At 55.6% G+C, this 13602-nt stretch carries 14 protein-coding genes and 1 pseudogene; 12 read left to right on the top strand and 3 right to left on the bottom strand.

The window, feature by feature from the left end; translation table 11 throughout:
- Nucleotides 1-11: 11 nt before the first annotated feature.
- The 8 genes and pseudogenes from SCARR_RS29560 to SCARR_RS15110 form a co-directional block, all read left to right on the top strand.
- A pseudogene (locus SCARR_RS29560) lies at nt 12-245 on the top strand (HEAT repeat domain-containing protein); the annotation flags it as partial.
- A gap of 62 nt (nt 246-307) precedes the next feature.
- Nucleotides 308-865 carry a hypothetical protein gene (locus SCARR_RS28905; protein WP_246044472.1) on the top strand — a complete coding sequence of 186 codons (558 nt, stop codon included), beginning with the start codon at nt 308-310 and terminating at the stop codon, nt 863-865.
- A gap of 124 nt (nt 866-989) precedes the next feature.
- On the top strand, nt 990-1418 hold the full coding sequence (locus SCARR_RS15090; protein WP_136062501.1) for a bacteriohemerythrin: 429 nt from the start codon (nt 990-992) through the stop codon (nt 1416-1418).
- Nucleotides 1419-1803: 385 nt separating this feature from the next.
- Nucleotides 1804-2610: a DUF3108 domain-containing protein gene (locus SCARR_RS15095; protein ID WP_136062502.1), complete on the top strand. Its 807-nt coding sequence runs from the start codon at nt 1804-1806 to the stop codon at nt 2608-2610.
- Nucleotides 2607-3380 (top strand): glycerophosphodiester phosphodiesterase, encoded by a 774-nt coding sequence (locus SCARR_RS15100; protein WP_136062503.1) that lies wholly within the window; start codon nt 2607-2609, stop codon nt 3378-3380. Before SCARR_RS15095 ends, SCARR_RS15100 begins: the two co-directional genes overlap by 4 nt.
- Nucleotides 3377-4378, top strand: a complete 1002-nt coding sequence (locus tag SCARR_RS15105) for a hypothetical protein (RefSeq protein ID WP_136062504.1) — start codon at nt 3377-3379, stop codon at nt 4376-4378. The genes SCARR_RS15100 and SCARR_RS15105 overlap by 4 nt, the downstream gene beginning before the upstream one ends.
- A 161-nt stretch (nt 4379-4539) precedes the next feature.
- Nucleotides 4540-4662, top strand: coding sequence for a hypothetical protein (locus SCARR_RS29105; protein ID WP_281281180.1), 123 nt, complete (start codon nt 4540-4542; stop codon nt 4660-4662).
- A gap of 74 nt (nt 4663-4736) precedes the next feature.
- A complete protein-coding gene (locus SCARR_RS15110; protein WP_136062505.1) occupies nt 4737-5393 on the top strand; it encodes an endonuclease III domain-containing protein in 657 nt (218 codons plus the stop codon).
- Between the two features lie 36 nt (nt 5394-5429).
- Here SCARR_RS15110 and SCARR_RS15115 read toward each other — a convergent pair whose 3' ends face one another.
- Nucleotides 5430-6029, bottom strand: a complete 600-nt coding sequence (locus SCARR_RS15115; protein ID WP_168433341.1) for a 3'-5' exonuclease — start codon at nt 6027-6029, stop codon at nt 5430-5432.
- A 153-nt stretch (nt 6030-6182) separates the two neighbouring features.
- On the opposite strand from SCARR_RS15115, the gene SCARR_RS15120 reads away from it, so the two are divergent.
- Entirely contained in the window at nt 6183-7187 is a 1005-nt protein-coding gene (locus SCARR_RS15120) for a transposase (protein WP_168433342.1), read from the top strand.
- 2 nt (nt 7188-7189) lie between these two features.
- Here the strand turns inward: SCARR_RS15120 and SCARR_RS15125 are convergent, their stop codons facing one another.
- Nucleotides 7190-8455 carry a dihydrolipoamide acetyltransferase family protein gene (locus SCARR_RS15125; protein WP_136062508.1) on the bottom strand — a complete coding sequence of 422 codons (1266 nt, stop codon included), beginning with the start codon at nt 8453-8455 and terminating at the stop codon, nt 7190-7192.
- A gap of 4 nt (nt 8456-8459) precedes the next feature.
- Nucleotides 8460-11108, bottom strand: coding sequence for a pyruvate dehydrogenase (acetyl-transferring), homodimeric type (gene aceE / locus SCARR_RS15130; RefSeq protein WP_136062509.1), 2649 nt, complete (start codon nt 11106-11108; stop codon nt 8460-8462).
- 324 nt (nt 11109-11432) lie between these two features.
- Between aceE and nfo the strand changes: the two genes are divergently transcribed.
- From nfo to SCARR_RS15145, 3 genes are read left to right on the top strand one after another with little or no spacing between them, the layout of a single operon-like run.
- Nucleotides 11433-12275 (top strand): deoxyribonuclease IV, encoded by an 843-nt coding sequence (nfo, locus tag SCARR_RS15135; protein WP_187356377.1) that lies wholly within the window; start codon nt 11433-11435, stop codon nt 12273-12275.
- 2 nt (nt 12276-12277) lie between these two features.
- Nucleotides 12278-13015, top strand: coding sequence for an RNA methyltransferase (locus SCARR_RS15140; protein ID WP_246044499.1), 738 nt, complete (start codon nt 12278-12280; stop codon nt 13013-13015).
- Entirely contained in the window at nt 13008-13601 is a 594-nt protein-coding gene (locus SCARR_RS15145) for a 3'-5' exonuclease (RefSeq protein ID WP_136062511.1), read from the top strand. The genes SCARR_RS15140 and SCARR_RS15145 overlap by 8 nt, the downstream gene beginning before the upstream one ends.
- The last annotated feature ends 1 nt before the right edge of the window (nt 13602 follow it).

Below are 13602 nucleotides of genomic sequence, written 5' to 3' on the forward strand. Positions count from 1 at the left end.
TGGAGTTGGAAATGGACAGCAAACTGGAAAAACAGTTCAGGGATCGTGCAGTGGAACTTGGAAATTCCGGCGACCCAGCTGCTTTGCCAGAACTGATTGAACTGACGCTTTCACCTGCCGCCAACGTACGGCGTCTGGCGGCGTCCGCCATCGGGAAGTTGGCCGGACTGGCGGAGGCTGAAAAGGCTGTCTCCGCTCTCGTTCCGATGCTTCGCGACGCCAAGCCCCAGGTTCGGCAATACGCCGCTCGCGCGCTCTGCGCCTACGGAAGCACAGCCAAGCCGGCCTTGCACGACCTGCGCGATATATGGCCATCAGCCCCGTTGAAAAGGAATACAACAACAATGGCGCCAAACGCGCCATCGGCATCATCGTGGAAACGAGCCGAATCGAAGAGAGGCAAGCGGTCCATTGCTGCCAACGCCGCGGCGTCGAGTTGGAGCCCGACGAATTCGCCCGTTCGCAAAAGGCCTTCCAGCGCCCGTTCTGCAACTATTGTTTCGACGAGGTTTTCATGGATCGCCGCAATTTTGAAATGAAGGTCGAGCTGCAAAAGAAGATCCGCGCCAAGGATGGAACCTGGGTGCAGTCCGACGGCGAACGGCTCATTGCCGAAAACATCCGCTACCGCTACGACGAGCGCTTCCGCATCCTCGACGGCTACGCCATCCGCCCCGACTTCTATCTGCCCGAATTCGACGTCTACATCGAATACTGGGGCATGACCACCGCCGACTACAAAATCGGTATGCTCAAAAAACAGAAACTCTACCAGCAGCAAGGCAAGCGCCTCATCTCGCTCTACCCCGAAGACAAGCCCCGCATGAAACAGGTGCTCGTGGAAAGGCTGGAGCAATATCGATAAAATTGACTCCTAAAACAGACACAGTCTCAATTCTATTGCAAGAGGCGCGGTATTTCGTTTTCATGTTGCACAATATCGTATTGCCCACCAACCACCATGCCAGCCCAGAAGGAGACAACATCAAATGAACGAAGTGAAATGGACCGACGACCTTTCCGTTGGCGTTGAATTGATCGACGACCAGCATAAAGAACTGATACAGCGACTCAACAACCTGACCAAAGCCGTTGAACAACAGCATGGCCCCAATGAAATTCCCGACACCCTCAGCTTCCTGATTGACTACACGGACTTCCACTTTTCGATGGAAGAACGCAACATGAAGGCGCATGGCTATCCAGCGTTCGAAGCCCACAAGGCCAAGCACGAGGAGTTCAAGACCATCCTGGCCTACATGGAAAGCGAGTTCCGGGACGACGGCCCGACGGCCGTCTTGGCCGAATCCATCGAAACACTGCTGGTCAACTGGTTGCTTAAGCATATCCGGGGAGTGGACGTTAAGTTCGGCGCATTCCTCAAGGAGAACGGGATTGCGATATCCGAAAACGAATAAGTCGGCCACTTTTCCACAAGAAGTTCAGTGCTTTGCAAATCAAGAACCGTCCTTGCCCCGAACTTAAGAAGACTGGGGTCAAGTCTCGAGATTCAGGATTTGGATTTCGAAATACCAACCAACGAAAACAAACCGCTGATCCCGAAGCACGGAAGCGACCGCACCCAGCAGCGTGTTCAAGTGGCGTAGCTGGTTGTGGGAGCGGATTCTGATCCGTTGCCCCGAATGCATGGACACGGCGGATCGGAATCCACCGCCACGACATATCACCGAAAACAGAAGAGCCGAGGAATGAGTCCACAAATCGAAGCCTCATGAAAACAGTGGCGTGCGGGTTGCGTTCCGCGCCTGTGCGGGATAGCCTGCTTCAGAGAAAGGAAGGGTCATGCAAGGAAGGGAAAAGCGCAGAACGATTCTTAAGGCTTTGCTGGTGGTTCCTGTTTTATTGCACCGATCGTTTGGACAAGAGGCCGAGGTTTCAGGGCCGAAGGCGCCTCCGGCATTTGAACCGGGCGAGAAGCTTCACTATTCGCTAGGATGGCAGTTTTTAACGGTCGGTTCGGCGACCTTGGAAGTATTGCCCGATACCGAGCTCAACGGGAAACCGGTGCGGAGTTTTCTGCTGACCGCGCGCACCCGCAAATCAATCGATCATCTCTTCAAGGTGCGCGATCGGCTGTCTTCTCTAACGGAGCTGGATTTGAGCCGCTCGCTTCGTTTTGAAAAAAAACAGCGCGAAGGAAAGACCAAGCGCGATGTGGTGGTGACCTATGACGAAGCGGGAAAAACCGCCTTCTATGAAGAGAAGCTGAAGGGCAAAAAGCAGGAGACCATAATTCTACCGGGCTCCCAGGATCCGCTCTCGGCCTTTTATTTTGTCCGCATGCAGGAGCTGGAAGTCGGGAAGGTGATCAAGGGGCCGTTTACGGACGGGAAAAAGAGCAAGATGGCGCTGGTCAAGGTGGCCGCTCGTGAACGCAAGAAAGTGAATGGGCGGAAGTATGACACCTTTAAACTGCTCCCCGACCTTAAGGATATGGGAGGCGTGTTTGAGAAGAGCAAAAAGGCGAAGCTTGAAATCTGGGTGACCGCCGACCACCGCCATATTCCGGTCATGATGAAGAGCAAGGTCGCCGTCGGCAGCTTTACCTGCGAGTTGATCCCTGCTGAAACCAAGCCGGAGTCTAAGTGAATCACGCCGCCGAGATTATCGCTCATCGCGGGGCGTCCTACGATGCCCCGGAAAACACAATGGAATCTTTTGAGCTGGGCTTAGCACAGGGAGCCGACGCCATCGAATGCGACGTCCACCTGACGCAGGACGGACAACTGGTGGTGATTCATGACCCGACGGTTCAGCGGACGGCCGGGGTCAACAAAGCCGTCAAGGACATGACCCTTGCCGAGCTGCAAGCGCTGGATGCTGGAAGCTGGAAATCGCCGGACTGGCGCGACGCCCGCATCCCGGCGCTTGCCGAAGTGCTGGATCTGCTGCCCACGGACCGCCGCATTTTCATCGAGATCAAAGCCGGCCCACCCGCCGTTGCTCCGCTGCAGAAAGTGATTGCGGCGTCGGCCCTGCAGCCGTCGCAGATGGTATTGATGGAGTTTGATTTGGAAACGGTCATCGCCATGAAGGAAAATTTTCCAGCCATAGAGGTGCTGTGGCTGAATAAGCTTCCGCGCCTTCAAGTTCCGTGGCGCAAAAAACGCGCGCTCCACCAGATCCTCAGCACAACCCGGCAGCGCGGGCTGAACGGGGTGAACCTTCAAAACACCCCGCTGCTGAATGCTGCATTGATCCGCGCCTGCCGAGAGCATGGACTGGGTTGCTATTGCTGGACGGTGGATGATCCCCGCCGGGCCGCCGCGCTCGCCAAAAACGGCATAAACGGCATTGCCACAAACCGCCCGGGCTGGATGCGCAAGCAGCTGAACGCAACTGGCGCCCCCCGCTCATGAAAAAAATCATAATCGCCATTCACGGACTCGGCAATAAACCGGATGCTGCGCTATTGCGTGCATCGTGGCTGAAGGCCATTGGCGAAGGGCTGGCCCGGCGGGGGAAACAAAAACTCAACATTCCCTTTGAAATGGTTTACTGGGCCGATATTTCCTATCCAGCACCACTGAGCCCCGAAATTGACGCCCCCTCAGACCCGCTCTTTCTAGCAGAGCCGTATACCGCCAGCCCCGAGCAGTCGCAAAAGCGCAGGCACCTGCATGCGTTCGCATTGAAGTTTATCGAAACCCATCTCGATCGGTTGTTCCTGAAGAAAGATCTATCGGAAACCTTTCCGGGAGCCAGTGCAAAAATGATGGCGCATCATTTCTCCGAACTAGACTTCTATTATACGGATGAATGCCGATCGCTTAAGAACGAAGATTGTTCAGCAAAAGCAGCTATACAAGCCCGGCTACGCGATACGCTTCAGACGTACGCCGGCTATGAGATCCTGCTCCTCAGCCATTCCATGGGGTCGATCATTGCGTTTGATGTGCTTTGGGACCCTTCGGTTAATTTCAAGATCCACACCTTGGTGACCATGGGCTCCCCGCTGGGCCTGCCGCCGATAGTCGCCCGGAATTTTAAGGCCCAGCAGTCCCTTTTTCCAGAACTGAAACAACCCACCGCACCGGAATGCGTTTGGCCGCATTGGTACAACCTTTCCGATCTACGCGACACCGTTGCGCTGGATCATACGCTCCGCGATGATTACGCGGCCAACTCCAAGGGACTTAGGGCCATCGACCTGCTGGCGGCCAATGACTATGAGGTCAACTCCCACCCCAATCCGCATAAGAGTTATGGATACCTGCGGACGCCGGAAACCGCACGAATCATCAAGGCCTTTTTAACCTCCCGCCGGCATGATTTCATTCGGAGGAAATGTGACCTGATCGTTGGCGGCATTGCGGCCTCCACCCGGCGGTTCTGGAAAGGCGCTTCCGGAAAGTAATTCCATGGCGCATCAAGCCGCCAATGACGTCCATCTGCATGCTTTCAGGAAAAGGACGGAACAACTTCGAGTGAGGCAACCGTAGAAAGATCTCTTTTTTGGTGCGAGAAATGCCGCCTAAATGCGCTATAAAATAGAGCTTAATTTAAATAGGAGCTCAAATGGCTAAACCCAACTATTCATACGAAAAGCGGCAAAAAGAGATCGCGAAGAAGAAAAAACAGGAAGAAAAGCGGAAAAAGAAACAAGGAACCACAGGCGAAGCGCCGACGGGTCAGAAGTAGCCTATTGGTTGATGTGTTGCTTGCGCAACTGTGCATTGCCAGATAGGTGAACGGCACCGAGCTCCAGCCACCAGATGAACTCGGATAAGCAGCAAATTTTCGATGCGCTCTTTGCCCTATGGGGCAAACAGCATTGGTGGCCGGCCCAAACGCGGCTGGAAATGATGCTCGGAGCCATCCTCACGCAAAACACCGCGTGGTCGAACGTCGAAAAGGCAGTTTCCAACCTTCGAAGAAACGGCGCGCTAAACTTCCAGACATTGGAAAAAGCGTCGCAGAATCAGATTGCCGAATGGATCCGCCCCGCGGGTTATTTCAATCAGAAAGCCGGTTGCATCAAGGGCATGGTTGAGATCCTCCGCGAGCACTTCGACGGTTCGTTGCACCAGCTCTTTGCGCTCGATACCCCTGCCCTGAGGACTGAGCTGCTTTCGTGGAAGGGCATTGGCCCGGAAACCGCCGACAGCATTTTGCTTTATGCCGGCAAACGCCCGGTCTTTGTGGTGGATGCCTACACCAAGCGCTTTTTGTCGCGCCACGGCTGGTGCGACAAAAACGCCTCGTACGATTCGGTGGCGAAACTCTTCACAGAAAGCCTGCCCGAGGACGTGCAGCTATTCAACGAATACCACGCCCTCATCGTCCAGCTCGGCAAAGAGCACTGCAACACCAAGCCCAAATGCGCGGGCTGTCCGCTGGAGCATTTGCTGCCCGCAGATTCACGCGGATAAAAAACCGGTGTCTATCTGCGTAATCTGCGGGAAAAACTACATGGATGCGAGTTCCCCGACCGTAACATTCCCCCACCCCGGCTGCTCAAAAAGGTGCTCCAGCAGCATGGCGGAGGCGACGGCGTCGTAGAGCGCATCATGGGCTTCTTTGCCGGGACAGAGGTCATCCACCCGCAGCTTGAGATCGAGCAGGACGACGAGGTCTTCAAGCGCATACGACGGACAACCGGGCCACACCTTGCGGGCAATCCGGAGCGTATCGATCCACTGGCCAAACTTATGCATCGGCGCCATCAGACGGGTAAACTTTTTTTCGGTCGCCACGTTGTGCGCGCAGAGCGGATAACCGGTAAGGCGCGACCGGACCTGCATCCACAATTCCTCCGGCGTTGGCGCCACCGCGATTTGATCGCGAAGCATCGAGTGCCGCCCCGGCGCATGGGGATTGAACGGACGGTTGACATCAACCCGCAACAGGCTCTCGAACATAGAAACCGGATCAACCTTCCCGTTCTTGAGCGACACCATGCCGATCTGCCACGGCTCGTTGGCGAAACCGCGCAAAGAGCCCGTGCTTTCGTAATCCAGCACAGTGATCTCGGCATGAAAAATGGCCATGGTTAAATCCATAGCCATTATCTTCCACATTAAAACTATTGATGCAAATTATCCTTCACGCGAAATGAGCATTCCCCCATGTGAATTGCACACGAAGAGCGTCAGTTACTATAAAGTGACAGGCACATAATATATTGACACTGATGCATGGCACCTGCTAAAGATTTGTTCATGAGAAAACCTCGGATACTTGGGAATAGAGAAACTAACTACTATCATGTCATGTCGCGCGTCGTGAACCGCGACCATGTCATGGGAGCTGAAGAAAAAGAATTCTTCATGCTGACCATGCGCAAGCTGGAAGCTTTTTCGGGATTGCGGATCCTGACCTACTGCATCATGTCGAACCACTTTCACATATTGGTGGAAGTGCCCAATATCACCGATTTGGATGATGACGCCCTGCTGGATCGACTCCGAACCTTCTATTCCAAAAGGCAATTCTCCGAAATCGAGCAGGAATACACGCGCGCGTTCCAACATGCCCAAGATACTGGAAACAGGGACTGGCTTGATGAATTCAGGTTGCAGTATGTCTCGCGAATGGGCGATCTATCGGTGTTTCTGAAGGAACTCAAGGAACGTTTTTCTAAGTGGTACAACCGCAAGCACGGTCGCAGGGGAACGCTTTGGGAAGAGCGATTCAAGAGTGTGCTGGTGGAGAATTCCGACCATGCCTTGACGACCATGGCGGCGTATATTGACCTGAATCCGGTTCGCGCAGGACTTGTCGGAGATCCGAAGGAATACCGGCATTGCGGCTACGCGGAAGCAGTCGGCGGAGGGGAGGCTGCGCGCGACGGAATCACCCGGCTGATGCAATCCCAAGGACAGGAAGGTAATTGGCGTCAGATTTCGGCAAAGTACCGCACCTATCTATTCAGCACAGGCTACGAAACGGATGCCAAAGCCGGGTTTACCGAGCAACAAGCCAAAGAGGTATTGGAACAAGGCGGCGAGTTGCCGCTGAGGGCATTGATTCGCTGCCATGTCCGCTATTTCAACGACGGAGTCGCACTGGGAAGCCGATTGTTTATCGAGGAAATATTCGAAAACAACCGGCCCTTCTTCGGCGAGCGCCGAAAAAACGGCGCCCGCAAGATGCGTGGCGGAGACTGGGAAGGCCTGTACAGCCTTCGAAACCTATCGCCCGGAGCGATTGCTGCTCCAGGCTAAACTCACCCCTCCAGCGAGATGAGCATCGGCTCTTCGATCGCATCTACGACCCAGCGCAGGAAGCGCGCGCCGTCGGCGCCGTCGATGATGCGGTGGTCGTAGGAAAGCGAGAGCGGCAGCTTAAAGCGCTTGCCGTCACTGTCGATACTCGATTCCCAATAGCCGCGCCCTGCCCCAAGGATCGCCACTTCCGGCGAATTGACGATCGGCGTGAAGAACGATCCACCGATAATTCCGAGGTTGGTGAAGGTGTAGGTGCCGCCCTGCAGATCCGACATCTCCAGCTTGCCTTCGCGCGCCTTTGTTGCCAGCGCCTTTAGCTCCACTGCCAGCTCGACCATGTTTTTCTGATCAGCGTCCCGGATAACCGGAACCAGAAGCCCCTTGGGCGTATCCATGGCAATGCCGATGTTGTAGTAATCCTTGTAGATGATCTCGGACTTTTCCGGGTCGATGCTGCAGTTGAACTTCGGAAACACTTTGAGCGCGGAGGCGATGACTTTAATGATAATGGCGGTCATCGTGAGCTTCGCCCCGGCGGCTTCGGCACGCGGCGCATAATGCTTGCGCAACGCCTCTAGCTTGGTGATGTCGGCGGTATCGTGCTGCGTGACATGCGGGATGGTGCTCCAGCAATGCGCCATGTGGTTCATGGTCGCTTTGCGGATGCCGGACATTTTTTCCACACGCACGGCGCCGGCAACGCTGGCCTTGCCGCTTCCCCCGCCACTCTCCATGCTTGATTTGGCAAACTGCTTAACGTCTTCCAGACTGATGCGGCCACCGGCCTGAGCCGGCTCAACAGCGTGAATGTCTACGCCAAGCTCGCGCGCCAGACGGCGTACGTTCGGGGCGGCGGAAACAGCCTTGGCATCCGGAACCGGCGCAGGGGCCGGAGTCGCAACGGGTGCGGGTGCAGCCTTCGGAGCCGGTGCCGGTTCTGGTGCGGGCACGGGTGCTTCCTCAACTACCGGAACGACAGCCTCTGGTTCGGGCTCTGCAGTTGCAGGCACCGGATTGGAATCCGGTTCCACGCTATCGATCGTGAAGGCGAGCTGCCCCACTTCAATAGTGTCGCCTTGGGCAACGTGTATGGCGGTGATGGTTCCCGCCGCGGGCGACGGGATTTCCATGCTGGCCTTGCCGGCTTCGATTTCAAGCAGCGCCTGGCCGTCCGTTACGGAATCGCCTACGGCGACGAGGATGCTGACGACATCGCCGCCTTCAATGTTTTCTCCAAGCTCTGGAAGTTTAAATTCAAGTGCCATGGTTCTATTCTCCTACCGGATTGGGTTTATTGGAATCGATGCCCAGCTCCGTGCGGGCTTTCTCCAGTTTCTTTTGATCATATTCGCCCTTGGAGGCCAACGACGAAAGCACGGTCCATGCAATGGCGTTCTGGTCAACCTCGAAGTGCTTGCGCAACGCACGGCGGCCGTCGCTGCGGCCGAAACCGTCGGTGCCCAGCGCCACGAGACCGGGCACATGCTTGGCCAGCGAGTTCGGCAGCAGCTTCATATAGTCGGAAGCGGCAATCACCGGTCCAGATTCGCCTTCGAGACATTCGGTGACGTACGGCTTGGTAGTGTTGCCGTTGCGGACGGTTTCGCGCTCGGCATCCTGCGCATCGTTGATCAGGTTTTTGTAGCTCGTAACCGACCAAACGTTGGTTTCGATGCCATAGGTTTCCTTCAGCAGCTCGGCCGCATTGACCGCCTGCGGGAGAATTGCGCCGCTGCCGAGAATCTGCGCCTGCGCTTTTTCGGATGACTGGAACTTATACATGCCCTTGAGAATGCCCTCTTCCGCGCCTTCCGGCATGGCGGGCTGCTCATAGTTGTCGTTCATCAGCGTGATGTAGTAGAAAATTTGTTCGTTATCTACATACATTCGGCGAATGCCGTCCTTGATGATGGCGGCCAGCTCGTAGGCATAAGCCGGATCGTAGGCCGCCATGTTCGGGATGGTCAGCGCCGTAACGAGGCCGTGGCCGTCCTGATGCTGCAGGCCTTCGCCGGCGAGCGTGGTGCGGCCCGCGGTTGCGCCCATCAGGAAGCCTTTGCAACGCGAGTCGCCGGCCAGCCATGCAAGGTCGGCAATACGCTGGAAGCCGAACATCGAATAGTAGGTGTAGAACGGGATCGTGTTGATGCCATGGTTCGAATAGGCCGTGCCCGCCGCCACAAAGGAGGAGAACGCGCCGGCTTCGGTGATGCCCTCTTCGAGGATCTGGCCGTCCTTCTCTTCCTTATAGAAGAGCAGGTTGTCGGCATCGACCGGTTCGTAGAGCTGGCCGGAGTGGGCGTAGATGCCGACCTGGCGGAAGAGCGCGTCCATACCGAAGGTACGGGCTTCGTCCGGAACGATCGGAACGATCAGTTTGCCGATGCTCTTGTCGGAGAGCAGTTTTGAAAGAACGCGGACGAAAACCATCGTGGAGGAAACGGGACGGTCGGAACCGGCATCGAATTCCTGGAAGATTTTATCGGCCGGCATCTCGATCGGCGTGTATGCCGTGCGGCGCGTCGGCACATGGCCGCCCAGTTCGTCGCGGCGGGCGTTGAGATACTGCATCTCCGGGCTGTCTGCCGGCGGACGGTAGAACGGTACGCTGTCGATGTCTTCGTCGGAAATCGGAATGCCGAACCGGCTGCGGAATTCGCGCAGCGAATCTTCGCCGAGCTTTTTCTGGGAGTGGGTGATGTTCTGCCCTTCCCCGGCCGTTCCCATGCCGTAGCCCTTGACGGTTTTCGCCAGAATCACGGTCGGGCGGCCCTTCGTTTCGGACGCCTGTTTGTAGGCAGCGTATACCTTGGCCGGATCGTGGCCGCCGCGACGCATGCGTTGGATTTCAGTATCGGAAAGATGTTCCGCCAGTTTGAGCAGTTTCGGATCGGTTCCAAAGAAATGCTCACGGACATAGTCGGCATCTTCCACGGTGTATTTCTGATATTGACCATCGACGACTTCGCCCATGCGTTTAACGAGCAGGTCGTCTTCGTCCTTTTCGAGCAACGGATCCCAGCTGTCGCCCCACAGGACTTTGATCACATTCCAGCCGGCGCCACGGAAGGAGGCTTCCAGTTCCTGGATAATTTTACCGTTGCCGCGCACCGGACCGTCCAAACGCTGGAGGTTGCAGTTAACAACGAAGGTCAGGTTGTCGAGTTTTTCGCGCGATGCGAGGTTGATGGCGCCGAGGGTTTCGGGCTCATCGGTTTCGCCGTCGCCGAGGAAGGCCCAGACCTGCTGGTTGCACGGTTCGCGCAGGCCGCGGTCTTCGAGATATTTGATGAAGCGCGCGTGATAAATTGCGGTGATCGGGCCGAGCCCCATGGATACGGTCGGGAACTGCCAGAAGTCGGGCATGAGCCACGGGTGCGGATAGGACGAGAGCCCGGGGGTGTCGTGCAGCTCGTGGCGGAAGTTGGTGAGATGGTCGTCGGTCAGGCGTCCTTCAAGGTAGGCGCGCGCGTAGACGCCCGGCGAAGAGTGGCCCTGAAAATAAACCAGGTCGCCCGGATAATCATCAGTGCGGCCCTTGAAGAAATGGTTGAAGCCGACCTCATAAAGAGTCGCGATGGATTGGTAGCTCGCAATATGGCCGCCGATTCCGTCTTCTTCGCGGTTGGCGCGCACGACCATGGCCATGGCGTTCCAGCGAATAAGGCTTTTGATGCGGCGCTCCATTTCGCGGTCGCCCGGATAGGCCGGCTGCTCATCGAGCGGGATCGTATTAATGTAGGGGGTGTTGGCCGAAAACGGGAGGCGGACGCCTTTGCGGTGCGCGCTTATCTGGAGGTCATGAAGGATGTCCTTGACCCGCTCCGGACCTGCGGTTTCAAGCAGCTCGTCCAGCGCATCAAGCCAGTCCTGTTTGTCATAATCCACATTTTCGGTATTTGAATTAGTCGTATCCATAAGTTCGATTCCCTCGTTTTAGAGTGCGTGCAATTTAAATAGGATAATTCCAGTACACAATAAAAATCCGCAAAAAACATGCTTAGAACTATCACCTTTTCTGCATTTGACATCAAACCCCGTATTTTTCAACCACAGCAAGCTCGCCAAAAACGGCATTTAATCCGGATTCCGCGAAAATCACCACCCGCACAGGGCTCGCAAAACACGAACAATCGTCTGATTCCTAAATTTATTTGATCAGAAATCCTGTTGATGATGCAGGCTTTCATCCTGCGCATTAATATGGTTTTATTTGCCTCCATTATTGAATTGGAAATTTGGATGAAACGAATTGGAGCACATGTAAGCGCGAGTGGCGGGGTGGAAAACGCCCCCTTGAACGCGGCCGAAATCGGGGCCAACGCCTTTGCGTTGTTCACGAAAAACCAGCGGCAGTGGGTCGCAAAGCCACTGACGGCCGAAAGCATTGACGCCTTTAAGCAGAACTGCGCCGACCACGGTTTCTCGCCGGAACATATCCTCCCCCACGACAGCTATCTCATCAACCTCGGCCATCCGGATGCCGAAAAACTGGAAAAATCGCGTGATGCCTTTCTCGACGAAATGCAGCGGTGCGAGCAACTGGACCTTAAACTGCTCAACTTTCACCCCGGAAGCCATCTCAAGCTCGTTTCCGAGAGCGAATGCCTTTCCACCATCGCTGAGTCGATCAACTGGGCGCTCGATAAAACCACCGGCGTGACCGCCGTGATTGAAAACACCGCCGGACAGGGCTCGAACCTGGGCTTCCGCTTTGAGCACCTCGCGGAAATCATCGACCAAGTGGAAGACAAGGCCCGCGTCGGCATCTGCATCGATACCTGCCATAGCTTTGCCGCCGGCTACGACCTCCAAACTGCGGAAAGCTGCGCCACCGTCTTTGCCGAGTTTGAAAAAGTGGTTGGCTTCAACTATCTTTGCGGGATGCACTTGAACGATTCCAAGAAGGGACTCGGTAGCCGTGTTGACCGCCACCACAGCCTCGGGCAAGGCGTGCTCGGGCTGGAGGTTTTTAAATATATTATGAACGACGACCGCTTCGACGACATCCCCATGGTGCTCGAAACCATCGACGAAACCATTTGGGCGAACGAAATCAAACTGCTCAGGAGTTATGAATCGTGAGCATGCTAGACAACGTTCGAATTGTTTTAGTTGAACCGATCTTCGGTGGCAACATTGGCTCGGTCTGCCGGGCGATGAACAACAATGACATTACGGACCTCGCGATTGTCAATCCGCGTCCAACGACCGACTGGGATGATGCGCGCAAGCTTTCGTGCAATGCCAAGGCGCAGTTGGAAGCACGCAAGGAATATCCCACACTGGCCGAAGCCATCGCCGGTTGCACCGTCGTGGCCGGCACCTCGGCGCGCACTGGATTCTACCGCGACACCGCCCACTCCCCCCGCGAGTTTGCCCAAATCGGGCTCGAAAGCGCTAAAAACCATAAAATTGCGTTGGTTTTCGGCCGCGAAGACAAAGGATTGCAAAACGAAGAGCTCGCACTCTGCACCCATATTATTCAAATTCCTTCGAGCGAATTATATACCTCGCTTAACCTCTCGCATGCCGTTATGGTCTGTTGCTATGAAATGTTCACCGCTGCTGGGGCATTCCATCCCGCGGAAGAAAAAGCCGAAGAGGCCGATTCCGAACTGCGCGAACGCATGTTTGCAACCTGGCGCGAAATGATGATTAAAACCGAATTTACTCACGAACAAAAACTTGAGCACATGATGATGGGGCTTCGCCGCATCTTCACGCGCGGCAAGCTGACCGTGCCCGACGCGAAAATATTAATGGGCCTTGCTAAACAATCCATTTGGGTTTCCGACCAGTGGAAGAAAGACACGAATGAATAACTTTCCACCTAAAGAACACATTTCCAAAGCCGAAATCAATGAACTGCCCATGAAGCAGTACGACGGACCAATTCACCTTTGCGTAACGGCAGAGGAAGCTGAAGCCGCTGCAGAAAAGCTATTAAAGGAAGATCTGCTCGGATTCGACACTGAGACCCGCCCAGCCTTCCGCAAAGGCGAGAGCTACGATCCGTCCCTGCTTCAGCTCGCCACCGCGAACGAAGTCTACCTGTTTCAGATCCAGCTCTGCGGCCTGACCCCAAACCTGCTGAAAGTCCTTTCTAGTCACGACATCGTGAAAACCGGTGTGGCGCTCGAGCGCGACGTCAGCGAGTTGCAAGCCGTGACCCCGTTCCAGCCGGGCGGTTTCGTTGAACTGGCCCACTCCGCAAAAAAAGCAGGCATCAAGAACCTCGGCCTGCGAGGCCTCACCGCCATCCTGCTCGGCTTCCGCATCTCCAAAAAAGAGCAAGTCTCCAACTGGGCGCGCAGAGACCTGACCGAATCGCAAATAACCTACGCCGCCACCGACGCATGGCTCGGCCGTAAAATCTACAAAGTCTTCCTCGAACACCGGTTTATTTAGT

The sequence above is a fragment of the Pontiella sulfatireligans genome, from assembly GCF_900890705.1.
GTDB classification, from domain to species: Bacteria; Verrucomicrobiota; Kiritimatiellia; order Kiritimatiellales; family Pontiellaceae; genus Pontiella; species Pontiella sulfatireligans.

Coding starts and splice junctions, on each gene's coding strand:
- SCARR_RS15110 (WP_136062505.1), top strand. CDS start 4,737: ATGAACTCGGATAAGCAGCAAATTTTCGATGCGCTCTTTGCCCTATGG.
- SCARR_RS15105 (WP_136062504.1), top strand. CDS start 3,377: ATGAAAAAAATCATAATCGCCATTCACGGACTCGGCAATAAACCGGAT.
- aceE (WP_136062509.1), bottom strand. CDS start 11,108: ATGGATACGACTAATTCAAATACCGAAAATGTGGATTATGACAAACAG.
- SCARR_RS15120 (WP_168433342.1), top strand. CDS start 6,183: ATGAGAAAACCTCGGATACTTGGGAATAGAGAAACTAACTACTATCAT.
- SCARR_RS15095 (WP_136062502.1), top strand. CDS start 1,804: ATGCAAGGAAGGGAAAAGCGCAGAACGATTCTTAAGGCTTTGCTGGTG.
- SCARR_RS15145 (WP_136062511.1), top strand. CDS start 13,008: ATGAATAACTTTCCACCTAAAGAACACATTTCCAAAGCCGAAATCAAT.
- SCARR_RS15140 (WP_246044499.1), top strand. CDS start 12,278: ATGCTAGACAACGTTCGAATTGTTTTAGTTGAACCGATCTTCGGTGGC.
- SCARR_RS29105 (WP_281281180.1), top strand. CDS start 4,540: ATGGCTAAACCCAACTATTCATACGAAAAGCGGCAAAAAGAGATCGCG.
- SCARR_RS15090 (WP_136062501.1), top strand. CDS start 990: ATGAACGAAGTGAAATGGACCGACGACCTTTCCGTTGGCGTTGAATTG.
- SCARR_RS15115 (WP_168433341.1), bottom strand. CDS start 6,029: ATGGCTATGGATTTAACCATGGCCATTTTTCATGCCGAGATCACTGTG.
- SCARR_RS15125 (WP_136062508.1), bottom strand. CDS start 8,455: ATGGCACTTGAATTTAAACTTCCAGAGCTTGGAGAAAACATTGAAGGC.
- SCARR_RS28905 (WP_246044472.1), top strand. CDS start 308: ATGGCCATCAGCCCCGTTGAAAAGGAATACAACAACAATGGCGCCAAA.
- nfo (WP_187356377.1), top strand. CDS start 11,433: ATGAAACGAATTGGAGCACATGTAAGCGCGAGTGGCGGGGTGGAAAAC.